Source organism: Streptomyces spinoverrucosus (assembly GCF_015712165.1).
GTDB classification, from domain to species: Bacteria; Actinomycetota; Actinomycetes; order Streptomycetales; family Streptomycetaceae; genus Streptomyces; species Streptomyces spinoverrucosus_A.
In genome coordinates, this window is sequence record NZ_JADPZX010000001.1 from 7,168,585 (window position 1) to 7,183,942 (window position 15,358).

11 protein-coding genes are annotated in these 15,358 nt (G+C 72.4%); 1 reads left to right on the forward strand and 10 read right to left on the reverse strand.

From position 1 onward, the window contains the following. Position 1: 1 nt before the first annotated feature. The 7 genes from I2W78_RS32600 to I2W78_RS32630 form a co-directional block, all read right to left on the reverse strand. Positions 2–3,634, reverse strand: a complete 3,633-nt coding sequence (locus I2W78_RS32600; protein WP_196463833.1) for a lipopolysaccharide biosynthesis protein — start codon at positions 3,632–3,634, stop codon at positions 2–4. Then, positions 3,627–4,427, reverse strand: a complete 801-nt coding sequence (locus I2W78_RS32605) for a polysaccharide deacetylase family protein (protein ID WP_307783888.1) — start codon at positions 4,425–4,427, stop codon at positions 3,627–3,629. The genes I2W78_RS32600 and I2W78_RS32605 overlap by 8 nt, the downstream gene beginning before the upstream one ends. Beyond that, the gene (locus I2W78_RS32610; protein WP_196463834.1) at positions 4,420–5,412 is read right to left on the reverse strand and encodes a glycosyltransferase family 2 protein; all 993 of its coding nucleotides are present in this window, start codon (positions 5,410–5,412) and stop codon (positions 4,420–4,422) included. The genes I2W78_RS32605 and I2W78_RS32610 overlap by 8 nt, the downstream gene beginning before the upstream one ends. Continuing rightward, the gene (locus tag I2W78_RS32615) at positions 5,409–6,230 is read right to left on the reverse strand and encodes a glycosyltransferase family 2 protein (protein WP_196463835.1); all 822 of its coding nucleotides are present in this window, start codon (positions 6,228–6,230) and stop codon (positions 5,409–5,411) included. Before I2W78_RS32615 ends, I2W78_RS32610 begins: the two co-directional genes overlap by 4 nt. Positions 6,231–6,566: 336 nt before the next feature. Next, on the reverse strand, positions 6,567–7,664 hold the full coding sequence (locus I2W78_RS32620; RefSeq protein ID WP_196463836.1) for a GNAT family N-acetyltransferase: 1,098 nt from the start codon (positions 7,662–7,664) through the stop codon (positions 6,567–6,569). Between the two features lies 1 nt (position 7,665). Next, positions 7,666–8,100 carry a hypothetical protein gene (locus I2W78_RS32625; RefSeq protein ID WP_230885663.1) on the reverse strand — a complete coding sequence of 145 codons (435 nt, stop codon included), beginning with the start codon at positions 8,098–8,100 and terminating at the stop codon, positions 7,666–7,668. Positions 8,101–8,262: 162 nt separating this feature from the next. Then, entirely contained in the window at positions 8,263–9,468 is a 1,206-nt protein-coding gene (locus I2W78_RS32630) for a S8 family peptidase (protein WP_196463837.1), read from the reverse strand. 318 nt (positions 9,469–9,786) lie between these two features. On the opposite strand from I2W78_RS32630, the gene I2W78_RS32635 reads away from it, so the two are divergent. Next, positions 9,787–10,590, forward strand: a complete 804-nt coding sequence (locus I2W78_RS32635) for an SGNH/GDSL hydrolase family protein (protein ID WP_196463838.1) — start codon at positions 9,787–9,789, stop codon at positions 10,588–10,590. Positions 10,591–10,592: 2 nt separating this feature from the next. Here I2W78_RS32635 and I2W78_RS32640 read toward each other — a convergent pair whose 3' ends face one another. From I2W78_RS32640 to I2W78_RS32650, 3 genes are read right to left on the reverse strand one after another with little or no spacing between them, the layout of a single operon-like run. Further along, entirely contained in the window at positions 10,593–12,179 is a 1,587-nt protein-coding gene (locus tag I2W78_RS32640; protein WP_196463839.1) for a serine/threonine-protein kinase, read from the reverse strand. A 58-nt stretch (positions 12,180–12,237) separates the two neighbouring features. Next, complete coding sequence (locus tag I2W78_RS32645; RefSeq protein WP_196463840.1) at positions 12,238–13,827, reverse strand: HoxN/HupN/NixA family nickel/cobalt transporter; 1,590 nt, start codon at positions 13,825–13,827, stop codon at positions 12,238–12,240. After that, positions 13,824–15,311: a tetratricopeptide repeat protein gene (locus I2W78_RS32650; RefSeq protein WP_196463841.1), complete on the reverse strand. Its 1,488-nt coding sequence runs from the start codon at positions 15,309–15,311 to the stop codon at positions 13,824–13,826. The genes I2W78_RS32645 and I2W78_RS32650 overlap by 4 nt, the downstream gene beginning before the upstream one ends. Positions 15,312–15,358 lie beyond the last annotated feature (47 nt).

The following is a 15,358-nucleotide window of genomic DNA, read 5'->3' on the forward strand; positions in this document are numbered from 1 at the left end:
GCTACTTGATCGTCAGGAACCGCTGCACCAGCGCCGCGCACAGCACCGCCAGCAGCGGCAGCGAGAACCACAAACCGCTCTGCAGCCACCGCAGTCGCCGCACGCTCGGCCGCATCCCCACCCGGACCAGCTCCCGTGCCGACAGCAGAACGATCAGCGCGACGGCCGCGAGGGCACCGACGACCGACCAGGGTGTCCAGGTCACCAGCGGCCCCGGCGGGCCGGGATCGGCCTCGGGGACGGGCCCGGCGGGCTGTGTGGCCAGGGCGTAGAGCGTCACGTCCGCGTTGACGAAGACCCTGCGCAGCTCGGGCCGCCGGTCCAGGTTCCGGATCAGCCGGGGCTCCCAGGTCGCCGGGTAGCCCACATCCATCTGGAGAAAGGTGACCTGAGCGCGGTTGACCATCAGATACGAGTTCGGCCCGGCGTCCTTCAACTCCTTGACCAGCCCCGCCACCAGCACCGGGTCGGTCGGCGCGAGCGTCGGCACGTACTGCACCTTCTCCATGTCCCGGGCGCCCCACGGCATCGCGGGCGTCACGGTCTCCAACGGGTCGTCGCTGAGCCATAGCAGGCGCACGCTCGGATCGTCGTGCGCGTACACGAACTCCATGGCGGCGACCTCGCCGGGCCGCACCCGTTCGAACGGCTCGTTGCCCCACCGCGCCACCAGGAACCCGCCCATCAGCACCAGCCCCGCCATCAGCGCGGCCAGCGGGGCGAGGCTCACCCGGTCCTTGTCGCGTTCCTCGGCGGTGACGCCGGTGCGCGGGAACAGCGCGAGCCCCGCCAGCAGGGCGGCGCCCGGCAGCGCGAACATGAAGACGCGCAGCGCCATCTCACCGCCGTACGACTGCATGCCGAAGCCCAGGAACGGCACGAAGGTCAGGACCAGCAGCGACCGCTCGCGGTACTTGTGCTCGCGCCGCCGCCACCAGCCCCAGCAGGCGAAGGCCAGCACCCCGCCGGCCAGCGCCACGCGCGCGTACAGCACGAGCTGGTGGGTCGAACTGCCGCCCTCGATCCGCCCGGACACCGACGACGACACATTGCCGCCGACGCCCCCGACCCCGCCGAACAGCTCGTCGAAGTGCCCGGACCAGTACGGCTCGGCCATGAAGCCGATCCAGGCCGCGACCATCACACCGAACAGCACGGGCAGGCCACGCAGTTCGGACCTGCCGATCAGGACGAGGACCGCGAGCACGCCCAGCATCACGAACGGGGTGAGCTGGTGGGCCGGGACGGTCGCCGCGAACAGCCCGATCACGACGAGCAGCAGCACCACCCGCTGCCGCCGGTTCGCCGGTTCCACCTCCGCCTCTCCGGGGCGGAACCTCGTCCAGATCACGCGCGGGGCGCGGAACCAGACCAGCACGATCGCCACGAGGACGAGATACAGCAGGTAGGTGAAGCCCTGCGGGGAGAAGTAGTCCTGGCCGACCCAGCCACTCAGCACGAAGATCCACACGCCGGTCCACTTGGCGCGCCAGCTCGCCCGGAGCGCGCGGGTCAGCAGGAACAGCGGGGCCAGGTACAGCAGTTGGACGGTCAGCGGCCACCAGCGGATGACCTCGGTGAAGTCGGTGACCCCGCAGGCCTGGGCGACGAAGGCGGCCACCGCGAAGAAGCCGGGCCAGCTCCAGCGCGCGTCCAGGTCGGGTACGGCCGTGCCGGTGCGGTCGATGTAGTCGAGGAAGCCGAGGTGCTGCCAGGCCGTGGCGAACCGCGGCTCGGTCTCGATCACGGCGGGCAGCGCGTGCAGCGACACGACCGTCGCCAACAGCGTGACCAGCAGCAACGTCCGGTGCTCACGGCTCAGCCAGAGCAGCGAGGCGAACACCACGACCAGCAGCGCGGCGCCGGCCAGGGTCGGGGTGGGCAGTACGGAGATCAGGCCGAGCCCGCCCATGCGGTCCAGGTCGGCCTCGCCGAGCCGGGACGCCGGGACCCAGTAGAGCAGGAGCGCGGCGACCAGCAGACAGCCGAGGATCACACCGAGACGGGTGGGCATCGGACGCTGCCGCGAAGGGAGTTCCGGGGGAGCGATCTCAGCGACCGCGACCGGCGGCGCGGCCACCACGGGCACCCCCGTGGGCGGCGTCCCCGGCCCCGGCCGGACGTCCGGCCGCCGTTCCTGGTGGTCGAGGTCGGCCGGGATGCCCAGCGCGAGGGTGTCGCTGTCGAGCGCCCAGGCGGGCCCGCGCCTGCGAGCCGGCCCGGACGCCTCCGGCACAGGCGCCAGGTCGGCGAGGTCCCCGTCGGGTGCCGCGCCCGGCGGGACGTCGGCGGACGCGGCGCCCCGGACGGTGCGGTACAGCCTGGGCGCGGCGATCGCCACGATCACCGCGAGGCTGGCGATCTCGGCGACGCCCGCGCCGGTCAGGCCCATCCGGGGCAGCAGCACCAGCGTCAGGCCGAGCACCAGCGCGCACAGCAGGCCTTGCAGCCAGGCCAGTCCGGCGGTACGGCTCTGGGCGCGCAGCACCGCGAAGTACGTCTCCATCACCACCCGCAGCACGGCCCCGACCGCGAACCAGCGCAGCAGCGGCGTGGCGGCGTCCGCGTACCCGGCGCCGAACACGCCGAGGATCCAGGGCGCCCCGAAGAACAGCACGGCGGCGACCGGCAGCATGATCCGGGCCATCCGCTTCAGCGCGGCCCGGGTGTTGGCGGCGAGCCGGCCCGGGTCGTGCGAGCCCTCGACGGTCAGCGAGGCGCCCATGTTGATGGCGAGCAGGTTGACGGTGCCGCCGATGGTGGCGGTGATGTAGAAGTACGCGTTGTCCTCGGCGCTGACCTGCGCGGCCACGATCACCGGCACGAGATAGACCACGGCGAGCGAGAACAGCGACCCGGTGTAGTCGCCCGCCAGGAACCGCCCGACCTCCCTCATCGTCGGCGGCCGCGCGTGCTCCTCGGTCTCCGCCACATGCCGGGGCACCAGCCGCCGGAACACCAGCCAGCCCAGCGGCAGCACCGACGTGGCGATCGCCGCGACCCAGGACACGAAGACCCCGGTCATCGGGATCGCCACCGCGAACGCGATCAGCAGCCCCAGCTTCACCGCGGAGAACACGGTGTTCCCGACCGGCACCCACAGCGCGCTGCGCAGCCCGGTGAGCACCCCGTCCTGGAGGGTGAGCAGATTCCAGGCGACGACCGCCACCACGAAACCGGCGGCGGGCAGCGGCGAGTGCAGGAAGCGGTACGACGGCCCCCACGCGTCCAGCGTCAGCAGGAACACCCCCGCCGCCAGCGCCACCACCAGCGAACTGCCCGCGTAGGTACGGAAGACGAGGCGCCCGGTGGCGCGGCCCGCGACCGGGATGAAGCGGGCCAGGGCACCGGTGAGTGTGACCGCGGTGAGCCCCGCGAGGAGCTTCATCGCGGCGATCGCGGCGGAGCCCTGGCCGACCGCCGCCTCGGAGTAGTAGCGGGCCGCGAGCAGCCAGTAGCCCAGGCCGAGTACGGCGGAGATGCCGGTGTTCAGCATCAGCGCGTAGGCGTTGCGCAGCAGCTGGCCGCCGCCGGGCGAGCGGCCGAGCCCGGGCAGCCGCAGCCGGCGCCGGGGCTGCTCCGGGGCCTCCTTCCCGGTCGGTTCGGCCTGTGCTGTGGTCGTCGTGTCAGACACGGGTACGGGTGGCCTTCCGGCGGACCTGACGTGCTCGGCGGACCATCGCGTACCCCTTGGTGAGGGTGCGGTCCCTGACGAAGGTGCGGGTGATCGCGCGGCCCTCGACCAGCCGCTCGAACTCCTCGATCCCGGTGCTGCGGCGCACGGTGACGCGGCGCAGGGCGTACGGCCCCTGGGCGCGCCGGGCGAGGTCGTTGCCGACGGCGAGCGCCTGGGCGTATCCGGTCCTGCGGACCTCCTCGCGGACCCGGCGGCTGGAGTAGCCGTACGGGTAGGCGAACGACACGGGCAGGTCGCCCAGTTCACCGGCGACTATGTCCCGGCAGCGGGTCAGCTCGAAGCGCAGGGCGTCGTCGTCGAGCTGGTCGAGCTGCGGGTGGCTGTGGCTGTGGCCGCCGATCTCGACGCCCGACCCGGCCAGTTCGCGCACCTGGTCCCAGTCGAGCATGTGGTCGAGGGCGCCCCCGGTGTCGTGGGCGCCCTTGATCCAGCCGGTGGAGACGAACAGCGTCGCCGGGAAGCCGAGCTTGGTGAGTACGGGCAGAGCGTGCCGGTGGACGCCCTCGTAGCCGTCGTCGAAGGTGACCAGGACCGGGCGGGGCGGCAGCGGACGGCCGGAGCGCCAGCGCCCCGCGAGGTCGGCCGTGGTCACCGGGGTGAGGCCCAGGTCGCCGATGACCTCCATCTGCCGGGCGAAGGCCTCGGGGGTGACCGACAGGGCGCGAGTCGGCTCGTTCGGGTCGGTCGCGACCGCGTGGTACATCAGTATCGGCACGCGCGTGTCAGTCACGTCTGCCGTCCCCCTCGATCGGCGCCACCGAGAACGTCGTACCGGTCCTGCGGGTCCGCACGCTGCCCACGACGTAGCCGCCGGCCGCCGCGCAGACGCCCGCGACGATCGCCCCCGCCCGGCCCGCACCGCCCGGCCGGGCCAGCAGCGCGTCCCGCAGGCCGCGCGCCACCCCGGCCGGCAGGACACGGGTGGTGTACCGGCGTTCGGACTCCAGCCCCTTCTCCGCGCCCACGCTCCGGGCCACCAGCGCCTTCGACAGGCCCTCGGCGTACGCGCGCGTACGGAAGTAGCCGAACCGCTCGCGGCCCGACGGCACCCGGTGGTGGATCACCGCGCGGTCGTCGATCAGCAGGACCGCCTCGGGCAGGGCGCGGGTGAGGCGGATGCACAGTTCCGTCTCCTCGCAGCCCAGCGGGCGCTTGTCGCCGTCCCGCCCGATGCCGGTGGCGAAGCCGCCCGCCGCGTCGAACGCGCTGCGGCGGAAGGACGCGTTGCCGCCGAGGACGTTGCGCACCCGGACCAGGCCCGGCGGCAGACCCCGGTAGGTGCAGCCGACCACCCAGTCGAACTCCTCCGGGAACCACACCGGCCGGCGCCCCGACGCCCAGACGGGCACCGTGCGGCCGCCGACCGCCATCACGCGCGGGTCGGCGTACGCCGAGGCGAAGTGCCGCAGCCAGTCGCGTTCGGCGACGGCGTCGTCGTCGAGGAAGGCGATCACGTCACCGTGGGCGGCGGAGATGCCGGTGTTGCGGCCCGCGGACAGGCCCCGAGGGCCCGCGTTGGCGAGCACCCGCACACCGTTGGCTTCCTTGTACTCCCGGGTCAGTCGGTCCAGGAGGGCCTGGTTGTGGTCCACGACCAGCAGCGTCTCCAGGGCCGGCCGGGACTGCGCCCGCACCGAGGCGACCGCCGCGAGGATGTCCTCCCAGCGGTCCTCGGTGTAGACGCAGATCACGACGGAGATGTCGGGACCGCTCAAGACACCTCTCCCCGGACCGTGTCGAGCATCGGCGAGGGCTGGGTGCGGCGGCGCAGCGCACGCCGGTTGGAGCGCTCGCGCAGGATCACCCGCAGCACCCGCAGCCCGTCGCGCACCGCGCTGAGGTTGCTGGTGCCGTGGATGCGGAGGTACTCGTGGCTGGGGATCTCCTGCACCTTCAGCCCGGCCTTGACCACCCGGATGTTCATCAGCGTCTCGACCTCGAAGCCGGTGCAGTCCAGGTCGATCTTGTCCAGGCAGTGCCGCCAGAAGGCGTTGTAGCCGTAGCACAGATCGGTGTAGCGGGCCCCGAACTTGCGGTTGACGACCGCGCACAGCGCGCGGTTGCCCATCTTGCGGATGAAGGTCATGTCGTCGGTTCCGCCGCCGTTGGCGAACCGGGACCCCTTGGCGAAGTCCGCCCCGGAGACGAGGGCGGAGACATACGACACGATCTCGTTGCCGTCGGCCGAGCCGTCCGCGTCGACCATCACGATGATGTCGCCGGTGCATGCCTCGAACCCGGTGATCAGCGCGTCGCCCTTGCCCTTTCCGCGCTGCTCGACGACCTTCACGTCCGGCCACAGTTCACGGGCGACGTCGACGGTGTCGTCGGTGGAGTTGCCGTCCACCAGAACCACTTCGTGGATCCAGTCCGGAAGGGTCTTGAAGACGTAGGGGAGATTCTCCGCCTCGTTCATGGCGGGAATCACCACGCTCACCGGCGGTGTGATCGCCAGGTGCGTGGAAATCGGCCGGTAGGCGCCGGCCGTGGTCGGATTCTGGTCGGTGGTCGCCGAGCCCAGAACAGAGCTCATGAGTCTGGTCCCTCTCGTCCGGTGGACCGCCCACCCCCGGGCGGTTCGGCTCTTGGTCCGGTTCGAAAGGGGGGTTTGTCACTGGCAAAGCTCACCGGCCCCGAAAAGGGCAGCCGGTTGCGCGGAACGGCTCGATCACGCGGGCCACAGCACACGTCAACGAGCACGGCACCCCCCTACCGCGCGCCGCTCCGGTCACACCACCGCGGGCCCTGAGCCCTCCCCTGGTTCCGCTGTGGTGATGGTCCGGTGCGGATGAGATGTATGACGGTATTGACGTATCACTCCTTATGGCAAGACCTGAGACATGCCCTCACCTTTTAGTTGGTTTGGCCGTTACTTTCGGCCTGACCGGATCCTGCCCATTTGCTTCAGCAGTTTGTCCGCAGGCTCGAACAGTTCCGGTCGGGACACCACGACATTGCGCAGCGCGCGCACCGGCGCGCGCCGGGCGCGATGCCCGAACGCGACCGGGTGACGGCGAGTCACCCACCCTTCGGAAACGTGGATCTCACGTGTCTTCAGGGAGTCCTTGTATTCCTTCTGGCCACGCCCGAGATCGAGATACGCGATCCCGTCGGCGGCGGCCGCCTCGGCCATCCGCAGATGCAGTACCAGCCCCGGGGAGTACTTCGAGTAGGCGGGGTCGTACGCCGGGAACCAGCAGGCCAGCACCCGTTCGGTGCGCAGCCCGAAGTGCGCGGCGATCGGCCTGCCGCCCGCGTACAGCACCGACAGGATCCCGGCGAACGGCTCGGAGCGGGTGTGGAACAGCTGCTGCACCAGCCGGGTGATCCAGTCGTGCGCGAAGCGGTCGCTGCGCCCGGTCCTGCGGTACTGCGCGGACTTCCAGTCCATCAGCGTGCGCAGGGCGGCGGGGTCCCGCTCGTCGTGGACGTACACCACTTCGCCGGCGTCACGGCCGAGTTTGCGGCCCTTGGCGAGGGTGGACTTGGTGAACTTCGGCGCCTGGTCGCGCAAGTGGGCCAGATACGCGTCGAATCCCCCGTCGACGTCGATGACCGGGGACGGGAAGGTGCCGGAGGCGTGCGCCTCGAACGGCCGCTGGCCTTCCACCAGGTGGTCGAACTCCCATACGGCGAGCCCGCAGACCCGCAGCAGCTCGCGGGCGTCCCAGGTGAACCCGGGGCGGTGTACCACGCCCTGCGCGTCGGAGACGCCGAGACCGACGGCCCGGCCGACGCCGGCGGCCGATCTCTGGAACGGGAGGAACGCGACGGGCTCGCCGTCCTCGCGGACCACCGCGATCCGCACGCCGCGTCTGCACCGGCCCACGGCCAGTGCGAACTCCGGGGACAGGAACGGGTTCGCCAGCTCCGGGGAACCGTGCAGATGGGCCTTGGCCTGCATCGCCGTCCAGGCCGCCCGGTCGGCGGCGGTCAGCTCGCCGGGGCGGTACACACTGATGTCCACGTCACAAGCCCTGTCTTCTCGCGGTGCGGCCGCTGGAGCGCCGTACCAGAACCAGCAGGAGAGTGAGGGCGCTGAGGACGGTCACGACCGCGATGCCGCCGCGTACCGACCACAGGTGCAGGGCCAGCAGGCCCTGGGCCACCAGCATGTCGACCACGATCGCGCCCGCCAGCGCCACGATGGCGCGGCCGAGCGGATCCAGCCCGTCGAGCGCGGCGGCGATGGCCACGGCCGGCGCCGCCAGCAGGAAGAACAGCGTGAACGGACCGCGCAGCGGAGAGTCGGACTCGATGAGCGCGAGCAGCGCGCCGATCCCCCCGACGGCGGTCGCGGCGCCCGCGAGCACGAAGCCCAGGTCCCTCCCCGAACCGGGCCGTGTCCGCTCGGCGCCGTCTGGTGCGTCTGATGCATCTGTCTTGCCACGGATGGTCTGCATTGGCGACTTTGCCCCCCGAAGCGCCGGATGCCGGGCTTCAATGTCGCGCAGCCCTCGGGGGCCGTCAAGACGGGGAATGCGCTCTTCGCGGCCCAAACGAGCGTTCCCCGGAGGCGGCGTTCGGCCTCCGGGGAACGGCCTGTCACATCAGGCTCATGGGTGTCACGGGACGAGCTTCAGCAGTCGGTTCGGGGAGCCCGAACCCGGGCTGGTGACCGCGCCGCTGGTCGCGCCGCTCGTCAGTGCCGAGGCCACCTGGGCCGGGGTGGCCGAGGTGTGGCCGGCGAGGTAGACCGCGGCCGCGCCCGCCACGTGCGGGGTCGCCATCGACGTACCGGAGATGGTGTTGGTCGCGGTGTCGCCGGTGTGCCAGCCGGCCGTGATGGAGGAGCCGGGGGCGAAGAGGTCCAGCGCCGAGCCGTAGTTGGAGTAGCTCGCCCGCGCGTCCGTGCTGGTGGTGGCGCCGACCGTGATGGCCTCGCTGACCCGGGCGGGGGAGGTCGAGGAGGCGGTGGTGTTGCTGTTGCCCGCCGCGACGGCGTAGGTCACGCCGCTGGCGATGGAGTTGCGTACGGCCGTGTCCAGGGCGGCGGACGCGCCGCCGCCGAGGGACATGTTGGCGACCGAGGGGCCGGAGTGGTTCTGCGTCACCCAGTCGATGCCCGCGATCACACCCGCCGTGGTGCCCGAGCCGCTGTTGTTCAGCACCCGGACGGCCACGATCTTCGCCTGCTTGGCGACGCCGTAGGTGGTGCCCGCCACCGTGGTGGCCACGTGGGTGCCGTGGCCGTTGCCGTCGGAGGCGGTGGTGTCGCCGTCGACCGCGTCGTAGCCGTAGGTGGCACGGCCGCCGAGCTGCGCGTGGGTGATGCGGACGCCGGTGTCGATGACGTAGACGGTCACGCCGGAGCCCGCACTGTCCGGGTAGGTGTAGGTGCCGGACAGCGGCAGTGAGGTCTGGTCTATACGGTCCAGGCCCCAGGGGGCGTTGGTCTGGGTGGCGGCGAGCTGGACGCGCTGGTTCTGCTCGACGGACGCCACGGCGGGGTCGGCGGCCAGTCTCTTCGCCTCGGTCGCGGAGAGGGTGGCGGTGTAGCCGTTCAGCGCCTTGCCGAACGTGCGGTTCACCGAGCCGCCGTACTCCTTGACGAGGTTCTTGCCCGCGCTGGACGCGGCCTTGAGGCCGGCGCCTTTCTTCAGCGTGACGATGTAGCTGTCCTTGACGGCCGTGGGGGAGTCGGCCGCCAGGACCCTGCCCTCGGCCGGGGCGGCCTGGGCGGGCAGTGCGGTGAGCCCGCCCACGAGGGCGGCGGTCGCAAGGCCCGTCGCCGCGGCGAACCGGACCTTGCTGCTACGCAGTTGTGCCATTGCGAGGGAGTCCTCTCCAGGCGGCGCACGCCCCTGGTCGGGGGCGCGCGCGTGTGGGGGGTGCGCGCGTCTTCGCGCACACGGCCGGCGGGCGTCGCGTACCGCCCGAGGCTGCGGTAAAGCCTGGGTTCTCTACGGGGGTAGAACAAGGGAGTTGAACAGCTGTCAACAAATCTGTCATGAGCACGTAATCGAACGCATGGCGAACTCACAGGATCCATCCGGTTGACGGATGAAAAGTCTTGGCATGGACACTTCCATTCAACACGCGTAGTTGGTACGACGGTTGAGGCAGAGATCCTGCTAAAGGGAGGTTCCATGAGACGTTCCCGAATTGTCGTATTCCTCGGCTCACTCCTCCTGGCCGCCTCAACCGCCTTGACCGGCGCCGCTTCGGCGCAGGCCTCGGAAGCCGCCGCCACCGGCTATGTGGCGCTGGGCGACTCCTACTCCTCCGGTGTCGGCGCGGGCAGCTACATCAGCTCCAGCGGCGACTGCAAGCGCAGCACGCGCGCGTACCCGTACCTCTGGGCCGCCGCCAACTCACCCTCGTCCTTCAACTTCACGGCCTGCTCGGGCGCCCGAACGGATGAAGTTCTCGCCAGTCAGCTGGCGCCTCTCAACACGAGCACCGGCCTGGTCTCGATCAGCGTCGGCGGCAACGACGCCGGCTTCGCGGACGTCATGACGACGTGCGTCCTCCAGTCGGACAGCGCCTGCGTGTCCCGCATCAACACCGCGCGGGCGTACGTCGACACCACGCTCCCCGGCAAGCTCGACAACGTGTACTCGGCGATCCGCAGCAAGGCCCCCTCGGCTCACGTCGTCGTCCTCGGTTACCCCCGCTTCTACAAGCTCGGCCAGTCCTGTCTGGGCCTGTCCGAGACGAAGCGCAAGGCCATCAACGACGCCTCCGACCACCTCAACACCGCCATCGAGAAGCGCGCCCTGAACCACGGCTTCACCTTCGGTGACGTCCGCTCCACCTTCACCGGCCATGAGATCTGCTCCGGCGCCTCCTGGCTGCACAGCGTCAACTGGCTCAACATCGGCGAGTCGTACCACCCGACCGCCAACGGACAGTCCGGCGGCTATCTGCCGGTGCTCAGCAACGTCGCCTGACCTCAGGGAGTAGGCGAAGGTGAAGCGGAGGCCCCGCCCGTCGGGGTCTCCGTCACACAGGTCACCGAGAACGGCACCGCGTTGGACGTGGTGCGCACCGGGTCGCGGACCTCGACGCTGAGCTCGTTCTCCAGCGTCCCGCTCTCCTCGTACGTCGTCAGGATCACCCGGTCCTGTCTGGTCCGCTCCCCACCCTCGGGGAACGACAGCGTCTTCCAGCTCTCGACCTCGCCGTCCCTGGTCACCCACCGGTAGTCGACCTGCGCCGGCAGTCGGCCCACCGTGAACGTCGCCGTGAACGTGGGAGCCTGGCCGCTCTGCGGCGGGCACGGCCCGGAGTAGTCGGTGCGCTCACCGGAGAGGCTGACCGTCACCGTCTGGGGCGGGGGAGTGGACGTGGGGGTCTCGCTCGGGGTCGGGGTGGTGGGTCCTTCCCCGCCGGGTGCCGTGGTCTCCTCCTGCGGAGTCGTCTCCGTCGTCTGTGCCGTCTCCGTGGCGGGCGTCTCGGTGCTGCGCGCCGTGCCGCCGCCGTCGCGGTTGTTCAGGAGCGCGTACGTCAGCCCGCCGACGGCCAGCGCCAGCGCCGCGACGCCCGCGATCAGGACGGTGAGGGTGCGCCGGTCCCGGTGGGGCTCGGTGGTCGTCGTGGTCGCGGCCGGGACAGGGTGCGGTGGGGTGGGGGACCGCGGCTGCTCGTGGTCGGCGATCGTCGGCGGGTACGGGGCGTAGGGCGTCGTCGGCGCGGTGTCCGCACGGGGTGTGCCTCCCGCGCCGATCAACCGCAGGTCCTGCTCGGCCCGTTGGGGTGACAGCCGCTCGACCGGGTCCTTGCGCAGCAGCCCCTCGATGACGGGGGTGAGCGGGCCGGCCCGGTGCGGCTGCGGCAACTCGTCGTCGACGATCGCGCGCAGGGTGCTGATCGGGGTGTCGTGCCGGAAGGGGGAGTGGCCCTCGACCGCCGCGTACAACAGCACGCCCAGCGACCACAGGTCGGACTCCGGACCCGGCGTCCGGCCCAGCGCCCGCTCCGGCGCGAGGAACTCGGGCGAGCCTACGACCTCGCCGGTCATCGTCAGCGCGGAACTGCCCTCGACCGTCGCGATGCCGAAGTCGGTGAGGACGACCCGGCCGTCGTTCGACAGCAGCACGTTGGCCGGTTTGACGTCCCGGTGCAGCACCCCGGCCTCGTGCGCGGCGCGCAGCGCGGACAGCACCTCGGCGCCGATGTGCGCCGCGCGCTGCGGCGGCAGCGGCCCCTCGGCGTCCAGCGAGTCCGCGAGGGATACACCGCGGACCAGTTCCATCACGATCCAGGGCCGGCCCTCGTCCGTGGCCACGTCGTACACGGTGACGACGTTGCGGTTCGCGACCCGGGCCGCCGCCCAGGCCTCGCGCTCCAGGCGGGCGTACATCCGCTCCACGTCGGCGGCGGGCAGCCCGGCCAGGGCGCGCACCTCCTTGACGGCGACCTCGCGGTGCAGCACCTCGTCGCGGGCGCGCCACACCGTCCCCATCCCGCCCTCGCCGAGCGGGGACAGCAGGCGGTAGCGGCCGGCGATCACGCGTTCACTGCCCGGATGCACGGACACGGGCGCCCCCATTCGCAGCCGCGAGTGATGTGTCGTCTGATTTCTCCCCAAAAGTAGCTCACCCGAATGCCGATGCCGCCCCCCTGAGCACCAATCCGGCACCCAGGGCCACGACGACGAACGCGGAACCCACCGGCGCGGTGCGGCGGACCAGCCCGGCCAGTGGATTGGCGGTCCAGCGCGGCCGCCGCACCAGGGCGCGGCTGACCCCGGCGCCGAACCTCACGACGGCGAAACCGGCCGCGGTGAGGGTGAGCGCCAGACCGACGCCGTACGCGACGACGAGCAGCAGCCCGAACCACGCGTGCCCGAGGGCGGCGGCGCCGACCAGAACGACGACCGCGGAGGGACTGGGGACCATGCCACCGGCGAAGCCCATGAGGATCGTGTCGCGGAAGGTGGGGGCGATGGGGTGGGTGTGGGTGTGGCCGCCGTGGGTGTGCGTGTGTCCGTGGCCGTGTCCCCTGTGGTCGTGCGGGTGCGGATGATCGTGCCCCCCGTGGTCGTGGTCGTGTTCGTGTTGGTGGTCGCGGTGGTCGCGGTGGTCGCGGTGGTCGTGCGCATGCGCGTGCTCGTGGCTGTGCCCATGGTCGTGGCCGTGCGTGTGTACGTGCGCCTGGACGCGTCCCCGACCGCGCACCGCCCGCCGGACCAGTCCCGCCCCCGCCAGCGTCACCAGCACGCCGCTCGCGATGCCGAGCCAGGCGACCACCGAGGGGGCCGCCGCCGAGCCGGCCGTGACCAGGAGGCCGAGGGCGACCACGCCGAGGGTGTGGGTGACCGTGACGGAGGCGGCCAGGGGCAGGACGTCCTTCATGCGGGCCCGGCCGCCGTGGGCCGCCGCGGTGGCCGCCATCAGGGTCTTGCCATGGCCCGGTGCGAGGGCGTGCATCGCGCCCAGGCCGATCGCGATGAGCAGGGCGAGGGCGGCGAAACCGACGGTGAGGTCGTGCCGGGCGACCAGGGAGTCCAGGGCGCGCGTCCAGCGGTCGGCGCCGCGCGGCAGCACGGACGCGGCGGGCGCGTCGCCCCGCTCCTCGGCCAGGACGGGACCGCCGGGCCGCACACGCAGGGTCGCGGAGGTGGTGTCGGCCGGGGACGACAGCAACTCCTCCGGATAGGCGGTCAGTTCCCGCGACGCCGACTCCTTGGGCACGTCCGACGCGGTGAGCGTCGTACGGTCCCCGCGCGCGGTGACCTCCCGCCAGCCGGGGCCGGAGTCGGCGCCCGCGCTCCGGAATCCGACGGTCGCCGAGTCGCCCTCGGGGAGGGGAGCGGTCAGTCGGCACTCCACCCGCAGGGTGTCGAGTCCCGCCTGACCGGGCCGCACGCGCGCGTGGCTGTCGGCGAGACGGAGCGGGACCGGGCGTCCGTCGACGGTGACCTCGCTGTCCCGGGCGGCGGTCGCACACCGCTCCTCGGCCCACGCGCGCAGACCGAGCCGTTCGACGTCCGGTCCGGCCTGGGTCGCCGGGATCTCGGCGAGGTCCTCGACGTGGTCGACGCGGAGTTCGCCGGGGGCGGCGACCAGGCCGTCGTAGTGGTTGACGGTGAAGTTGCCGAGCGGGTGCGCGGACGCGGTGCCCACGGGGACGAGCAGCAGGGCGCCGGTGGCGGCCAGGACGGCGAGGAGACGGGGGAGCTTCACTCGGCCGCCTCCAGGGTCTTCAGCGCGGCACGTGCCTCACGGGCGCCCACGGGGGAGAAGCCCGGGTTCAGCTGCAGGGCCGCCGTCAGCGAGGCGCGGGCCTCCTTCGTGCGGCCCGTGGCGAGCTCGATCATGCCGCGGTGGTACAGGAAGGTGGCGTTGCGGTACCCGGTGGCGGTGGCCCGGCGGGCGTACGGCAGGGCCTCCTTGTCGCGGCCGTTGACGTGCAGCGCCCAGGCCAGGGCGTCCGCGGTGTGCACGGTACGGCGGCGGTCCCACTCGGCGCGGGCGGCGCGCAGGGCGAGCCGCGCGTCGCCGTGGTCGGCGGCGGCGAGGGCGGTGTCGAGGTCGACGTTGACGCCGCCCGTGCGCGCGAGGGCGGTCCAGGCGTGGACGAGGGCGTACTGATCACGGGCCTTGGCCTTGTCGCCGCCCTCCTCGTACAGCTCCCCGAGAGCCACGAGCGTGCCCGGCAGCGGGGCGCGGGCGACGACCGCCTCCATGCCGCGCACCGCCTCGGCACGATCACCGCTCGCGGCCTGTGCCCGGGCGCGTCCCTCCAGCGCGGGGAGGTAGCCGTCGTCGGCGGCGAGGGCGCGGGCGTAGTGCCGCAGGGCGGTGTCGTGGTCGCCCTGGTTCCAGGCGAGTTGGCCGAGCGCGGTGGCGACGTACGCGGTGTCGGCGGGCGTGGCGGCCGCGCCCAGGGCCTGCTCCAGGACCCGGCGGGCGGTGCCGACGTCGCCGCGCAGCTCGCGCACGTACGCGTACCGCGTGAAGACGGGGATGCCCGGCCGCCGGGAGTCGGCGGTGTCGGCGGCCCGCGCCGCCTCCTCGTACCGGCCGAGTTCGAGCAGGGCGTCGATACGGCTGCACAGGGCGCGTTCGTTGTAGGGGTTCTGCTTCAGGGCTCGGTCGGCGAAGTCCAGGGCGCCGGGGAAGTCGTGGCGGGCGGCGGCGAGGGCGGCCCGGCCGGCCAGGGCCTGGTCGCCTCGGGGCCTGAGGTCGAGGGAGCGGTCCAGCGCCTTGTCGGCCTGCGGGTAGCGCGAGGGGTCGCCGTCGACCCTGGCCTGTTCGACGTAGGCGAGCCCGAGGGTGGCCCAGGCGCCGAAGTCCCTCGGCTGGGCGCGGAGATGGGCCTGGAGCGCGGAGACGCTCGCGTCGAGGTCGCCGCTGCCGAGCAGGGCGGCGGGGGATGTGCCGCCGCCCGTCGTGACCAGGGCGGGCCCGCCGTCGTCCCGCGTGTTGCCGAGGGCGATCGAACCTCCGGTGAGCGCCACGGCCAACAGCACGACACACGCGGCGAGTTGCGAACGGCGCCAGCGGCGGCCGGCCGCCGAGACCCGCCGCAGGGCGGCGACCCGCTCGTCGGCGTCCGCCTCGGTCGTGTCCGGGCTGTTGGCAGCCTCCCTCACCCCGCACTCCCCGGCGTCCGGCCTCCGGCCGTTCTCGCGTTCCGGGTCGTCGTCGTTCGTACGCGGGACCATGCCTCTCCTCGGTGTGCCTGGATGTCGGTAGGGGGGCGCGGCCCGCG